Consider the following 13,244-nt stretch of genomic DNA (forward strand, 5'->3'; position numbering starts at 1 on the left):
GCCGCTGAACAGCGTGCGCGGAAAGCGCGTAGGCGTAGGCCCTTGCCGCTCTCCCCTCTGCCATGCCCTTCTCCCCTTTCCTCGACGACGCCCGCGCCTTCGTCGCCGATGCGCCCCGCTATCTCCGCGACCTCGTCGCCTTCCTCCGCGCTCGCGCGGGCGACGTGCCGGGCTACCTCGTCGGTGCGCTCGTCGCGCTCATCGTAATCGGCCTCGCGCTGTGGGCCTTCGTCGCGATCGTCGACGGGTTCCTCAACGAAGAGACCCTCTTCCGCATCGACGGACTCGTGAAGGACTCCGTGGAGCGCATCGCCACGCCCGAAGCCGCGCTCGCGATGGCGCGCGTGACGAACCTCTCCGCGCCGATCCTCGTCGTCGTGGTCACGCTCGGGCTGGCGGCATACTTCGCGATCCGTCGGCTGTGGGACTACCTCTTCATGCTCGCGCTCGCGCTCGGACTGGGCGAGCTCATGCTCTACGCGCTCAAAGTCCTCTTCGACCGCGCCCGCCCGACGGCCGGGACCACGCACGACGCCTACGGCGCGAGCTTCCCGAGCGGGCACGCGTTCACGGCGCTCGTGCTCTACGGGCTGCTGGCCTACCTCGTCTGGCAGATCACCGAGCGCGGGTGGGCGCGCGCCCTCGCCGTCGCGTTCGCCGTCGGGGCGACGCTCGCCGTCGGGTTCAGCCGGCTCTACCTCGGCGTGCACTGGCTGACGGACGTGCTCGGCGGCTACGCGGCGGGCGTGGCGTGGCTCGTGTTCTCGATCGCCCTCGTCCGCTTCCTCGAAGCCCGCCGCGAGCACCGCGCCGCCGTCGCCCCGCCGCTCCACCCCGAGACGCCCGTACAACCGGAGACGCCCGTGCGGAGCGACCCGTAACGGGACCGCCGGCCGCAGGAATGCAAAAGTGCCCGAAGCGAACGGTTCGCTTCGGGCACCCTTACGTTTCACGCGATACGTTTTACTCCCCTACTTCTCCGCGTCCTGCTGGTCGGCCGGCTTTTTCGGCTCACCGTGGCCCGCTTCGAGCACGTTGTCGATGATGCCGTACGCCTTCGCCTCCTGCGGCGACATGAAGTAGTCCCGCTCGGCGTCCCGCTCGATCTGCTCGATGTCCTTGCCGGTGTGCTTGGCGAGGAGTTCGAAGAGGCGGTGGCGGATCCAGAGGATCTCCTTCGCCTGGATCTCGATGTCCGTCGCCTGCCCCTGCGCGCCGCCGAGCGGCTGGTGGATCATGATGCGCGAGTTCGGGAGCGAGGCGCGCTTGCCCTCGGCCCCGCCCGCGAGGAGGAACGAGCCCATCGACGCCGCGAGGCCGACGCAGATCGTCGACACCTTCGGCTTGATGTACTGCATCGTGTCGTAGATCGCCATGCCGCTGTAGACCTGGCCGCCGGGCGAGTTGATGTAGCAGTTGATATCCTTGTCCGGGTCGTCCGACGCGAGGAACAGCATCTGCGCGACGGCGAGGTTCGCGATCTGGTCGTTGATCGCGGTCCCGAGCACGACGATGCGGTCCTTGAGGAGGCGGCTGAAGATGTCGTACGCCCGCTCGCCGCGCGTGGTCTGCTCGACGACCATCGGGACGAGGGCGTGGATGGGCGCGGCGTCGAACCCGCCGCTGTAAATCCCCTCCGGCATGGAGGTGAGGCTCTTGCTGAACTTGACGAAGTCGCTGACCATGCTGGGTCTCTCGGTGCTGGTGGGTGACGTACAAAAAGACGTGCGGGGATACCGGACGATCCCGCGCCGTGTTCCTACCCCCTGCCGCGCGGACCCCCCGCTTTTCTCGCGCCCGATGGGCCTGCTCGAAAAGCTGTCCCCCTCGGCGAGGGGGACAGCCCGGTGAAGCTGGGAGCGCAGACTCGCAGAGTCGGAGCGACCGCAAGCCGGGCGGGGGGTCGCCGGCTACGCCTCCTCTCCCTCGGCGGCGGCCTCTTCGGCGGCGCGCGCGGCCTCCATCTCCTCCTGCGTCGTCTCGACCACGTCGAAGCGCGACGTGAGCGCGGCGAACAGCTTGTCGTTGAGGATGCGCTGCTGGATGCCTTCGAGGAGCTGCGGCTGCTGGGCGACGAACTGCTTCACCGTCGCCGCGTCGAACGGGCCGTTCTCGGCCATCCGCTCGAACTCGGCCTCGAAGTCCTCCTCCGTCAGGTCAAGGTCTTCCTGCTCCATCACGACGTCCTTGAGCAGCATCCAGCGGACCTGCGTCTCGGCGTTCTCGCGGTTGGCGCCGCGGAAGCCGCCGCGGTCGAACCCGGCCGGCAGCTTGCCCTCGTTCTGCTTGGCGACCTCTTCCTCCATCCCGTCGAGTACAGTCTCGATGAGGGTCTCGGGCACGGCGAAGTCGTGCTTCTCGAGGAGCTCGCGGACGATCTCCTCGCGCATCATCTCGCCGGACATCCGCTCCCACGCCTGCTTCATCTCGCCACGAATCATGTCGCGGAAGGCGTCGACGGTCTCGACCTGCCCCGCGCTCTGCTCCTTGACGAACTCCTCGTCGAACGCCGGCAGCTCGCGCTGCTTCACGTCCTGCACCGTCACGAGGAAGCGGTCCACGTGGTCGTCGTGGTCGTGCCCTTCGTCCGGACCGTGCTGGTGCGGGAGGTCGACGGTGAACGTGTCGCCGGCCTTTTTGCCGAGGAGCGCATCCTTGAGCTCGGAGCGGAGGCGCTCGTCGTCGAGCTCGACCTCCTGCCCTTCCTGCCGCTCGCCGACGATCGGCGTGTTGCTCTCTTTGTCGACGCGCTGGAGGTCGATAATCACGACGTCGTCCTCGGTCGCGGCGGTTTCGGTCGGGGTGAGCGTCGCTTGACGGCGGAGGCGGCGCTGCACTTCCTCTTCGATGTCCTCGTCGGCGATGTCGCGGACGAGCTTGCGGACCTGCACGTCGGAGAGGTCGGCGAGCTCGACGGTCGGGCGGATGCCGAAGCGGACGACGGCGTGGAGGTCGCTGCCCATCTCGTAGTCGAGCGTGACGAGGCGGGGCTGCCCGAGGACGTCGCGGCTCTCGTCGCCGGCCACCTCGTCGCGGTACGCCTCGCCGATGACCTCCTCGGCGACCTGCGCGGCGATCGCCTCGCCGTACATCTTCTTCGCGATCGAGACGGGGACCTTGCCCGGGCGGAAGCCCTTGAGGTTCATCTTCTTCCGCTGCGCGTTGAGCGCCTCGTTCAGGCGCGGCTCCAGTTCTTCGTTCGTGGCTCGGATGTCGAGCTCGAAGTCGACGGGGGAGCGCTCGTTGATCGTGACGTCCATGACGGGGAGGGCAATCTAGGGAGAGGGGTAAAAAGCGACGCGGCCCCACAGCGGCGGGACCGCGCATCGGTCGAACGGAGCTTCAACTTACCGGGTTCTCCGGCCACAGACCGTGAAGGATCACGGCATTCCACACGCTCAGCCCCCGATGCTGCCCCATCCTTTCGGCGCGAGGTGGAGGTTGGCGCGCACGATGAGCCAGAGGAACGGCCCCGCCGGCCAGAGCACGGAGACGAGCGCGACGGCGAGCCACCCGTCGAAGCCGCGCCGCCGGGCGTCGCGGTAGACCCACCGCGCCGTGAGCCCGTAGCTCGCTAGCCAAACGACGAGTGCGACGATCCCGGAGACGAAAGCGATGTCCATGACAGTGCGGGCAGGCGGTGCAGAAGGGGCCGCGAACAAACCTCTCGTCATTGCGAGGAGCGTTAGCGACGCGGCAACCCCGAAGGGCTCAGCGCAGCTAATCTCCAACAGATCAGCAAACCGAGGGAGATTGCCGCGTCGCTACGGGACAAGTCCCTGCGCTTCTCGCAATGACAAGCTGTGGTTTGCTCTGGGTTTACTACGACGCCCACGTCCGTCCGTTCTCCGCCGACTCAGACGGGCTGCGCGGTGAGTGCGTCCACCGTTGCGAGGTCGTCCTCGCTCAACCGCCATCCGGCCGCCGCGACGTTCGCGCGGACCTGCGACGGCTTCGTCGCCCCGGCGATCACGGAGGCGACGGTCGGCTGCGCGAGCAGCCACGAGAAGGCGAGGTCGAGGATCGTGTGATCCCGCGCGGCGGCGAAGTCGATGAGCGCTTCGACGCGGCCGAGGTTGGACTCGGTGAGCAGCGTGTCGCCCATCGACTCGAAGTAGCTCCCCTCCTTCCCGCCGAGGCGGCTGCCCGCCGGCACGGCATCGCCCTTCCGGTACTTCCCCGTGAGGAGCCCGCTCTTGAGCGGGAAGTACGGCACGAACGCGAGGCCGAGCGCTTCGCACGCGTCGAGCGTGCCCTCTTCCGGCGCGCGGTGGAGCAGGCTGTACTCGTTCTGCAGCGCGACGAACCGCGCCCCGCCGGCAGCGGCTTCGTCTGCCTCGCGGAGTTGCTCGGGCGAGAGGTTCGAGCACGCGATCTCACGGACCTTCCCGGCCTGCACGAGGTCATCGAGCGCGCCGAGCGTGTCCGCGATCGGCGTCTCGTCGTTGGGCTTGTGGAGGTAGTAGAGGTCGATGCGGTCCGTGCCGAGGCGGCGGAGGCTGTCCTCGCACTGCTGCTTCACCGCGTCCGGCGCCGTGCTCACGCGGTTGCCGAACTTCGTCGCGATCACAACCTCATCGCGGCGGTCGCCGAGGGCGCGGCCGAGGATCCGCTCGCTCTCGCCGTCGCCGTAGGCCGCCGCCGTGTCGAAGTGCGTGATGCCGGCGTCGAGCGCGGCGTGGATGACCTCGCGCGACGCCGCCTCGTCGATGTGCCAGCCGAAGTTGTTGCAGCCGAGGCCGACGGTGGAGACGGAGAGGGAGCCGATGCGTCGCGTGTCCATGAGAGGTGGGGCGAAGAGAGAGGAGAAGGGTCGCCCCCTTGTTCCGACGACCAACCGCCCCTGTTCCGCTCGTCCCCGGACCCCTCACGCCGTCGAGCACGGACCTACCACAGGGTCTGCACCGGGTAGGCTGTCAGCGCCGAGTCGCGCGTGACGAGTACCGCCCCCTCTACTTGGGCCTGTGCGGCGAGGAGACGGTCGAACGGATCGCGGTGGTGGAGCGGCAGGGCTCCGAGCGCCAACACATGCCGCAGGGTTACAGGCAGAATCTGTACTCCATTCGCCTCCTGGTCTTCGACGAGCCTCGTCAGTGGAGCCCGGAGTTCCAGCTTTCCAATCGCGTGCTTTATCTGCATCTCCCACGGCACGACTACGCTCAGCAACACGACGTTGGCCGGATCGCGTAACGCCAAACGTGCCCTTTCCGACAGGCGGTCGGGGGCGCTATCCCACCAGATGAAGCTGTGCGTATCGAGGAGCAGTCTCACACGTCGTCCTCGTCCGCTCCCTCATCGAGCGGATCGGTCTCACTGAACCAGAAGCTCTCCGGCAGCGGCTCGTCGAAGTCGTCGCTCATCACGATGGCTCCGGGGTGCAACCCTGCGACGCGGTGCTTTAAGACCGGTACGAGCCGGAAGACCGCTCCGTCACCGCGTTCGATAACGACCTCGGTTCCGTCGGCGGCCTCGTCCATCAGTTCATCCAACCGCTCCTTCGCTTCCCTCACTTCGACTTTACGCATGAGACTCCCGATCAGGTAAGGTCTAAAACTACGCTGCTCACTCCGAAACGTTCGACGGCCGCTTGTCACAGACTATCCGTAGAACTGTCCCTTCCCCGCTTGAGCCAGCACCTTCTGTTTGAACTGCTGATAGCGCTCCAGCTTATCGCCGTCGATGAGCTTACCATCTACGGGTAGGGGCTCCCGATGCTTACGCTGAGAACGTGCTTCCCAATATGCTTCGGCCTCTGCGATGTCTGTCGCGCTCTCAGCGTCGATCCTACGTACTATTTCGATGGCTTTGAGCGCCACTTCTTTCACCGAATCGCGCATCGCCGTTTTGAGAGTCCGAATTGCTTCGTCGCCACTGAGTCTCCCGAGCGCGTCAACGGCTGCGAGTCGGACGCGGAAACGCTCAGCGCTCACTGCGTGAATCAGCATCGATACGTCCCCACGGTCACGAAACGCATCGACGTGGTGCACCCGCATTCGGAGGACACCGTACCGCAGCCCGAGTCTGATCGCTGGATTCATAGTCAGAGAGCTTCTCAGAAATCCAGCCCGATGGAGAAGTAGACCTGCGCGTCGCCGAAGCCGCGGCCGTCGTAAGGCCACGCCCAGTCCAGCCGGATCGGGTAGCCCAGCAGGATCGTCCGCAGCCCGACGCCGGTGCCGATGAGGAGGTCGTCGAACACCTCCTTCCCCTCCTCGTTGAGCCGCCGCAGGTCGAAGCCGCCGTTCGAGATCGTGCCGGCGTCAAGGAAGGCGGTGCCTTGCAGGTTGTAGAGCGGGAGGACGGGGATCGGGCCGGGCAGGATCGCGGCGAAGAGCGGGAACCGGAACTCGGCGTTGAGGAGGCCGAAGGCCGAGCCGCTCCGCTCGTCGATCCCGAAGCCGCGCAGCGGGAGCACGGGCGTCCCGAATACGAAGTCGTTCTCGTCCTCGATGGGGATGCTGCGGAAGTTGGGGTTGATCCAGTTCTGCACGCCGGCGGCGTAGAACCGCTGCGGGTTCGGCCCGAACGACACGCCGCCCGAGGCGCGGAACGCGAGCGAGTAGTACCGCCCGAGCCCTACGTACTGCCGCGCATCCGCGAGGAGCGTGGCGAATGTGACGGAGACGCCAGGGCTGCCGGCGAGGCGGAGGGCGTAGCGCCGCCCGCCGGAGGGGAACAGAAAGCCCGGCTCCGTGCCGTCGGTCGTGAACGTCAGCGCGGGATAGAGGAAGACGCGGCTCCGCGCCCGCAGCGCCGGGTCCACGAGGTCCGTCAGCGAGGTCCCGAGGACGGACATCTCGGCGTCGACGCGGCGGAACTTGTCGAGGGGGTACGAGGCCGAGAACGTGAGGCCGTAGTTCCGGTAGCGGTAGATCGTCTCGCGCGTGAAGTCGGTGAGCTGGCGGGCGAGGTGGAAACCGGTGAGCGCGAAGTCGGTCCGGCGCGGGAGGTACTGGTAGGCGAGGAGGTAGTCGGAGTTGCGGAGGTCGATGATCAGGTTCGTCGCGGCGAAGATCTGGTGGTTGCCGAGCATGTCGGAGAACACCATCTGCGTCACGCTCTGCACGCCGAAAATCGCGTCGTAGCCGACGTTGCCGTAGACGATGTCGGGCGAGAACTTCAGCTTGTAGCGCTTCTCTTTGAACGAGCCGTCCTCGTTCACGTGGTCGACGGGCTCGAAGCGCGGGCGGATCTGCTCCTCGCGGCGGCGCTGCGCCTCGTCGAAGGCGTCGGAGAAGTCGTAGTTGCGGAAGTCGACGCGGATCGTGCCGTAGGCCGTCGAGTCCGGCGCGCTCTCGGCGTTGACGCCGTCGGTGGACGCATCGCCCGAGGCGAGGAGGTCGGGCGGATCGCCGAGCGCGGGGCTGCCGTGCCCGTTCGTGCCGCCGGTCTCTGCCGTCGTGCCCGCCACCGCGACGAGCGGTTCCAGTAGCCGCCGCGCGCGCATCGGATCGGCGAGGAACGGGTGGTCATTCGCCGCGTCGCGGAGGATCGGGTTGCCGGCGAGCGTCGTCGCCCCCGCGAGCGCGAGCGCGGGGGCGGGCTCGCCGACGGCTCCCTCGACGCGCTGCGCCCACACCGTCGGCCGCAGCGGGGCCGTCTCGGCGTCGCGGCCGAACGGGTCGCGCAGGAGGTAGATCGACGGGACGCCCTCTTTGAGCGCGACGAGCGCGGCCCGCGTGCCGTCCGCGCTGAGGCTGACCTGCGTCACGCCGGTGAGCAGATTCGTGAGCGGGCGCTCCTCCCCCGTCGCGAGATTCTTCTCCCACAGGTTGTAAATCCCGTTCCGGTCGGAGACGAAGAGGAGCCGGTCGGGATCACTGCCGAACGCGGCGCTCTGCTCGTCCCAATCGGCGTCGAACGTCAGCCGGTCGAGCCGTCCCGGCGCGCTCAGATCGATCCGATAGAGGTCGAACTGCGCGTAGTCGTGGTCGAGCATCGAGAAATTGCGCTCGGTCCAGCGGCCGGTCTCGACGTAGTCGCCGCGGTCGGAGTGGAAGACGAGAGCGCGGCCGTCGGGGCTCCACGCGGGCTCGTGGTCGGAGAAGAGGTCGGCCGTGTAGTTGACCGTCTCGCCCGTCGCGAGGTCGAGCACATAGAGGTCGGACTGCGGACCGTGCGTCCCCTCGAACGCGATCCGGCCGCCGTCCGGGCTCCACTTCACGCTGATGATGGCGTCGATTTCCGGCACACGGTAGTGAACGGCGTCGCCGCTGCGCACGTCCACAATCGCAATCGCGTCGCTCTGCCCGCTCTTCACGGCGACGGCGAGGCGCTCGCCCTCCGGCCCCCACGAGAGGCCGGGCGTGAGGATGCGCAGGCTCTCGAACGAGACGTTATTCTGCCCGTCGATGATTTTGCGCGGCGGCGCCTCGCCCGTCGTCTCGACGACGTAGACATCGAAGAGCGGCCCCGTCGCGGTGAGGAACGCCACCTTGTCGCCCTGCGGCGAGATCGTGGCGCCGGTGTTGTAGTAGCCGCCGTTCTCGTCGGTGACGAGCGCCTTCGCGATCTGGTCGAGGTTCTCGCGCGCGGCGACCTCGGGGAAGTAGACGGCCTTGAGCGCGTCGTGCCACCGCTCCGAGAGGTCGTCGAGGTCGAGCCCCGTGGCGCGCTTGAACGAGCCGTTGACGGAGCGACTGACGCGGAGGCGCTGGAGGATCTCGGTGATCTTCTCACGGCCGTACTGCGCGGCGACGTAGTCCCACACGGCCTGCCCGCCCCGGTACGCGAAGTAGCCGCCGAGCCGTTCGATGGGCGCGAGGTAGTCGTTCACGACGGCGTCGCGGACGTACATGTCGGAGTTCGTGTCCCACCCGAGCGCGGCGTACTCGGCGAGGCCTTCGTTGAACCACAGCGGGATCTGGAGCCGGATGCCGTTCTGGATGATCGACTGGATCGACCCGCCGTAGAACATGTCGTTGATGACGGCGTGGACGAGCTCGTGGTGGATCACGCGCCGGAAGTCGCGATAGTCGCCGGTGAAGGGGATGGCGACGCGGTTCTTGAACAGCTCCGTCACCCCGCCGATGCCCTCGGAGTAGACGGGCAGGTCGACGGCGTTCGTGACGGTGAAGTCGTTGTGGCTCTGGTAGACGAGGAGCGGGATCCGGTCGGTGATCCGGTAGCCGAAGAGATCCTCGATCTGGGTGTAGGCGTCCTCGGCGGCCTTCGCGGTGAAGTCAGCGAGGGCTCGGCCGCCGGGCTCGTAGTAGTAGACGTCGAAGTGGGTGGACTGGAGGTACTGCCAGTCGAGCGCCTCGTACTGCACCTTGTTCTTCCCGAAGCGGAAGTACTGCGCCTCCGCCTCGCGCGGCACGCCGAGCCCTGCGACGAGCACGGCGACGAGCAGCAGGACGAGGCGACGAACGGTGCGCATGGCGGGAGCGGAAGGCGTCTCAGACGATAGCGTAATCCCCCACCCGGCGCAACCCATTCCGGCGAGGCGGATCGAGCGGCGCTGGTATTTCGTGACCGTCTGCGTGCGCCACCGCCTGTGCCTGCTCGGCGACGTAGAGGGCGACGTCGTCCGCCTCACCCCCGCCGGCCGGATGGTGGAGGCGTGGTGGCACCACCTGCCTCACAAATTCTCCCACCTCTGCCTCGACGCCTTCGTCGTGATGCCCCACCACATCCATGGGATCGTCGGAATCATGGATACCCGACCCACAACCGTTTCACCACCCACGACCATTCCCCCGACCGTAGGGGCGGACCCACGTGTCCGCCCTCCGTCCGAGCCCGGTGCCATCCCCCACCAGGGCGCACACGTGGGTGCGCCCCTACCGACGGTCGTTCAATGGTGGAAGACGATGACGACGAATGCGTACATCCGGGGCGTCAGGGCCGCGGGGTGGCCGCCGTTCGACGGGCAGCTGTGGCAACGGAATTATTGGGAACGGATCATCCGCACCCCACGCGAACTCGATCTGACGCGCCGATATATCGCCGGCAATCCTCTGCGGTGGCATCTCGACCCGATGAACCCCGGCCGGCCTCAAAATCAACCGGAGTGACGAGCGTGACGCTCAGCGCCCGAAGTTGTAGGCGAAGCCGACGTACGGGACGAACGGGAAGCCGTCGAAGTCGTCGCCGGTGCCGAAGGGGCGGAAGAGGGCGAGGTCGACGGCGATCTGATCGCCGAAGAAGCGGACGCCGCCGGAGCCGATGCCGCCCGTCGAGCCGTCGCCGAAGCCGACGTAGTTCTCGGTGATGAGCTTGATCGAGTTCGAGAGTTGGAGCTCGCCGCCGAGCATGACGACCACGCCGTCGGAGAGCGAGAACGCGAAGTCGTCTTCGGTCTCGCAGACGTCGCCGGAGCAGGTCGTCGTCGTGCCGTCGTAGCCGGCGTAAGCGACGTACGTGCCGAGCGTGACCGAGCGCCGCGCCGAGCCGAAGGTGGCGAGGCCGTAGACCGTCCCGCCGAACCCCTCGCCCCCACCTTCGCCCACCGGCGTCAGAAACAGCCCGCCGACGGCGATGTCCACGTTCTCCGCGCTAAACGCCCGCGCCTTCGTGTTGACCGTGAGGATCTGCGTCGACGAGCCGGGGAGGATCGAGACGCCGGCCGAGGCGTCGAGCCACTCGGTGAAGCCGTAGGCGACGGACGGGAAGAACACCATGTAGTCCGAGAAGCGGCCCTGGCCTTGCGGCATCGTCCGCGCCGTGGGCGAGAGGAAGAGCCGGGTCCCGTTCGGGTCGAGCCGCTCGGGTGCCTGCGCGAGCGCGGCGGGGGCGACGAGGAGGAGGCAGAGGGCGAGGCAGACGGAGCGGAGCATCGGGGTGGCGCGGAGCGCGAAAGAGGGAATGGGGTGATGCGCGCTATAGCCGCTGGCTCCGCCTCACGCGTAACGCACCCACCGCGCCAAATCTCGGAACGTCGCTTTCTTGCCGTACATCAGAATCCCGACGCGGTAGATCCGGCTCGCCACCCAGATCGTCCCGACGAAGGCGAGCGCGAGGAGCACGAGCGCGAGGCCCATCTGCCAGAACGGAACGTCGGTCGCTGCCGCGCGGACGACCATCAGGATCGGCGAGAAGAACGGGACGAGCGAGAGCGCGACCGACATCGGCGCGTCCGGGTTGTCGGCGATGAAGGGGAGGAAGATGGCGGGCAGGATCACCGGGATCATGATCGGAAGCTGGAGGCTCTGCGCGTCGCTCTCCTGCTCCACGGCCGAGCCGACGGCGGCGAACAGGCTGCCGTAGAGCAGATAACCGCCGAGGAAGAAGAGGAGGAAGTAGACGATGAGGTCGAACGGCACGTTCGAGAGCGACAGCAGCGCCGGGTCGAACGGGAGGCCCTCGGCCTGCGCGACGGCGTCGGCCCCGGCGAGGGCCGCGGGGTCGACGAAGCCGGCGAGCACGGTGCCGAGCGCGACGACACCGGCGAGCGCGAGCACGACCCACAGCGCGAACTGCGTCAGCCCGACGGCCCCGATCCCGAGCACCTTCCCCATCATGAGTTGGAACGGCCGCGCCGACGAGGCCACGACCTCGATGATCCGGTTCGTCTTCTCCTCGATCACGCCGCGCATCACCATCGCGCCGTAGACGAACATCGCGATGTAGATGATGAAGCCCATCGCGTAGCCGAGCCCGGCGTAGAGCCAGCCCGCGTCCGTCGCGTCGCCCTCGTCGGTGATCGCCACCATCCGCACGCCGACGCGCTCCTCGACGGCATCGAGCACGAGCTGGGGCGCGCCGGCGGCCTCCAGCCGCGCCCGCCGCACCACGTCGCCGACGGCGTCTTCGAGCCGGAACTGCGCCGAGAAGCCTCCGCTGCCTTCGGAGTAATACGTCGCCTCGCCCTCGCCTTCGAGCAGGCCGTCGGGCAGGACGAAGTAGCCGTCGAGTTCGCCGCGTTGGACGCGGGCGCGGAGGCTGTCCTCCGGCACGTCGGCCACGGATACGGCGTAACCGTCTGACAGCCGCTCGCCGAGCGCCGGGCCGAGCCGCTCCGTCCGGTCGAGGATGGCGACCGACTTCGTCCCGCCGTCCTGCGTCAGCACGCCGACCGTGACGGAGACGGCGACGAGCAGCAACAGCATCACCGGCGCGAGCACCGTCGCGACGACGAAGCTCTTCGACTTAACCCGCCGGAGGTACTCACTCCGGGCGATGATGGCGATTTTATTCATGGGCGGTCGAGGGGTTCGGGAGCGGATTCCGCGATGGTGGCGGGGGTCTGCCCGTTGACGACCATCACGAAGATCTCGGAGAGCGGCGGCTCGTTGAGCTCGAAGCGGTAGACCTCGTCCACGCCCGGCAGCGCGGCGGCGAGGACGCGGCGGGCCGTCGTGGTGCCGCGCAGGCGGAACTCGGCGTGACCGCTGGAGCGCGAGCGGAGCCGGATCGCGCCCTCGACCTCGAGCTGGTCGAGGAAGCCGTCGTCGCCGCTGAACTCCATCGTGACGGTGTTCTTGCCGAAGGAGCGCTTGACGTCGCGGAGCGCGCCGTGGAGCACCTCCCGACCGTTCGCGATGAGGAAGATGTCGTCGCAGAGCTGCTCGACCTGCTCCATCCGGTGGCTGGCGAAGAGGATCGTCCGGCCCTCGGCGCGGAGTTCGAGGATGATGTCTTTGAGGAGCGCCGCGTTGATCGGGTCGAGGCCGGAGAACGGCTCGTCGAAGATGAGGAGTTGGGGCTCGTGGAGGATCGTGGCGATGAACTGCACCTTCTGCTGCATCCCCTTCGAGAGCTCCTCGACGCGCTTGCCGTACCAACTTGTGGCGTCGAAGCGGTCGAGCCAGCGGCGGACAGCCGCCGAGGCCTCGGCCGTCGAGAGCCCCTTGAGCTGGCCGAGGTAACCGAGCTGCTCGCCGACTTTCATCTTCCGGTAGAGCCCGCGTTCCTCGGGGAGGTAGCCCATCACACGCTGCGTCTCCGGTCCCACCGGCTCGCCGCCGAACGTGACGCGGCCCTCGTCCGGCGTCGTGATGTACGCGATCATCCGGATCGTCGACGTCTTCCCCGCGCCGTTGGGGCCGAGCACACCGAAGATGCGGCCGGGCTGCACTTCGAACGACACGCCGTCCACGGCGAGGTGCGCGCCGTAGCGCTTGGTGACGTGGTCGACGACGAGCGAGGACATGGCGAGGGGCAGGAAGACGGGGCGCGAATCGGTACCCTATTCGCGTGGGGATCCCCGCAAGTTACACGCTCTACCCCCTGTCCAGTTAGCGGTCGCTCCGCTCCCGGCGGCACCGGACTGTCCCCCTCAACGAGGGGAAACAGCCCCGACT

General features: G+C 67.8%; 13 protein-coding genes. 2 read left to right on the forward strand and 11 right to left on the reverse strand.

The features are described from left to right. The first annotated feature begins 62 nt into the window (after positions 1-62). Positions 63-881 carry a phosphatase PAP2 family protein gene (locus ABJF88_16855; protein MEP0548607.1) on the forward strand — a complete coding sequence of 273 codons (819 nt, stop codon included), beginning with the start codon at positions 63-65 and terminating at the stop codon, positions 879-881. Positions 882-971: 90 nt separating this feature from the next. On the opposite strand, the gene clpP is transcribed toward ABJF88_16855, so the two are convergent. From clpP to ABJF88_16895, 8 genes are all read right to left on the reverse strand, one after another. Continuing rightward, the gene (gene clpP / locus ABJF88_16860; GenBank protein MEP0548608.1) at positions 972-1,643 is read right to left on the reverse strand and encodes an ATP-dependent Clp endopeptidase proteolytic subunit ClpP; all 672 of its coding nucleotides are present in this window, start codon (positions 1,641-1,643) and stop codon (positions 972-974) included. A gap of 267 nt (positions 1,644-1,910) precedes the next feature. Continuing rightward, positions 1,911-3,260: a trigger factor gene (tig, locus tag ABJF88_16865; protein ID MEP0548609.1), complete on the reverse strand. Its 1,350-nt coding sequence runs from the start codon at positions 3,258-3,260 to the stop codon at positions 1,911-1,913. A 138-nt stretch (positions 3,261-3,398) separates the two neighbouring features. Beyond that, positions 3,399-3,623, reverse strand: coding sequence for a hypothetical protein (locus ABJF88_16870; protein ID MEP0548610.1), 225 nt, complete (start codon positions 3,621-3,623; stop codon positions 3,399-3,401). A gap of 233 nt (positions 3,624-3,856) precedes the next feature. Next, positions 3,857-4,783: an aldo/keto reductase gene (locus ABJF88_16875; protein ID MEP0548611.1), complete on the reverse strand. Its 927-nt coding sequence runs from the start codon at positions 4,781-4,783 to the stop codon at positions 3,857-3,859. Between the two features lie 104 nt (positions 4,784-4,887). Continuing rightward, complete coding sequence (locus ABJF88_16880; protein ID MEP0548612.1) at positions 4,888-5,271, reverse strand: type II toxin-antitoxin system VapC family toxin; 384 nt, start codon at positions 5,269-5,271, stop codon at positions 4,888-4,890. Next, a complete protein-coding gene (locus ABJF88_16885; GenBank protein MEP0548613.1) occupies positions 5,268-5,525 on the reverse strand; it encodes a toxin-antitoxin (TA) system antitoxin in 258 nt (85 codons plus the stop codon). The genes ABJF88_16880 and ABJF88_16885 overlap by 4 nt, the downstream gene beginning before the upstream one ends. Positions 5,526-5,597: 72 nt before the next feature. Then, positions 5,598-6,038: a HEAT repeat domain-containing protein gene (locus ABJF88_16890; protein MEP0548614.1), complete on the reverse strand. Its 441-nt coding sequence runs from the start codon at positions 6,036-6,038 to the stop codon at positions 5,598-5,600. Positions 6,039-6,052: 14 nt separating this feature from the next. After that, positions 6,053-9,379, reverse strand: coding sequence for a BamA/TamA family outer membrane protein (locus ABJF88_16895; protein ID MEP0548615.1), 3,327 nt, complete (start codon positions 9,377-9,379; stop codon positions 6,053-6,055). Between the two features lie 103 nt (positions 9,380-9,482). Between ABJF88_16895 and ABJF88_16900 the strand changes: the two genes are divergently transcribed. Beyond that, the gene (locus ABJF88_16900; protein MEP0548616.1) at positions 9,483-10,016 is read left to right on the forward strand and encodes a hypothetical protein; all 534 of its coding nucleotides are present in this window, start codon (positions 9,483-9,485) and stop codon (positions 10,014-10,016) included. Positions 10,017-10,028: 12 nt separating this feature from the next. On the opposite strand, the gene ABJF88_16905 is transcribed toward ABJF88_16900, so the two are convergent. From ABJF88_16905 to ABJF88_16915, 3 genes are all read right to left on the reverse strand, one after another. Further along, positions 10,029-10,778: a hypothetical protein gene (locus ABJF88_16905; protein MEP0548617.1), complete on the reverse strand. Its 750-nt coding sequence runs from the start codon at positions 10,776-10,778 to the stop codon at positions 10,029-10,031. A gap of 63 nt (positions 10,779-10,841) precedes the next feature. Beyond that, entirely contained in the window at positions 10,842-12,140 is a 1,299-nt protein-coding gene (locus ABJF88_16910; GenBank protein ID MEP0548618.1) for an ABC transporter permease, read from the reverse strand. Next, positions 12,137-13,093, reverse strand: a complete 957-nt coding sequence (locus ABJF88_16915; protein MEP0548619.1) for an ATP-binding cassette domain-containing protein — start codon at positions 13,091-13,093, stop codon at positions 12,137-12,139. Before ABJF88_16915 ends, ABJF88_16910 begins: the two co-directional genes overlap by 4 nt. Between the last annotated feature and the right edge of the window lie 151 nt (positions 13,094-13,244).

The organism is Rhodothermales bacterium, from assembly GCA_039944855.1.
Taxonomy (GTDB): domain Bacteria; phylum Bacteroidota; class Rhodothermia; order Rhodothermales; family JANQRZ01; genus JBBSMX01.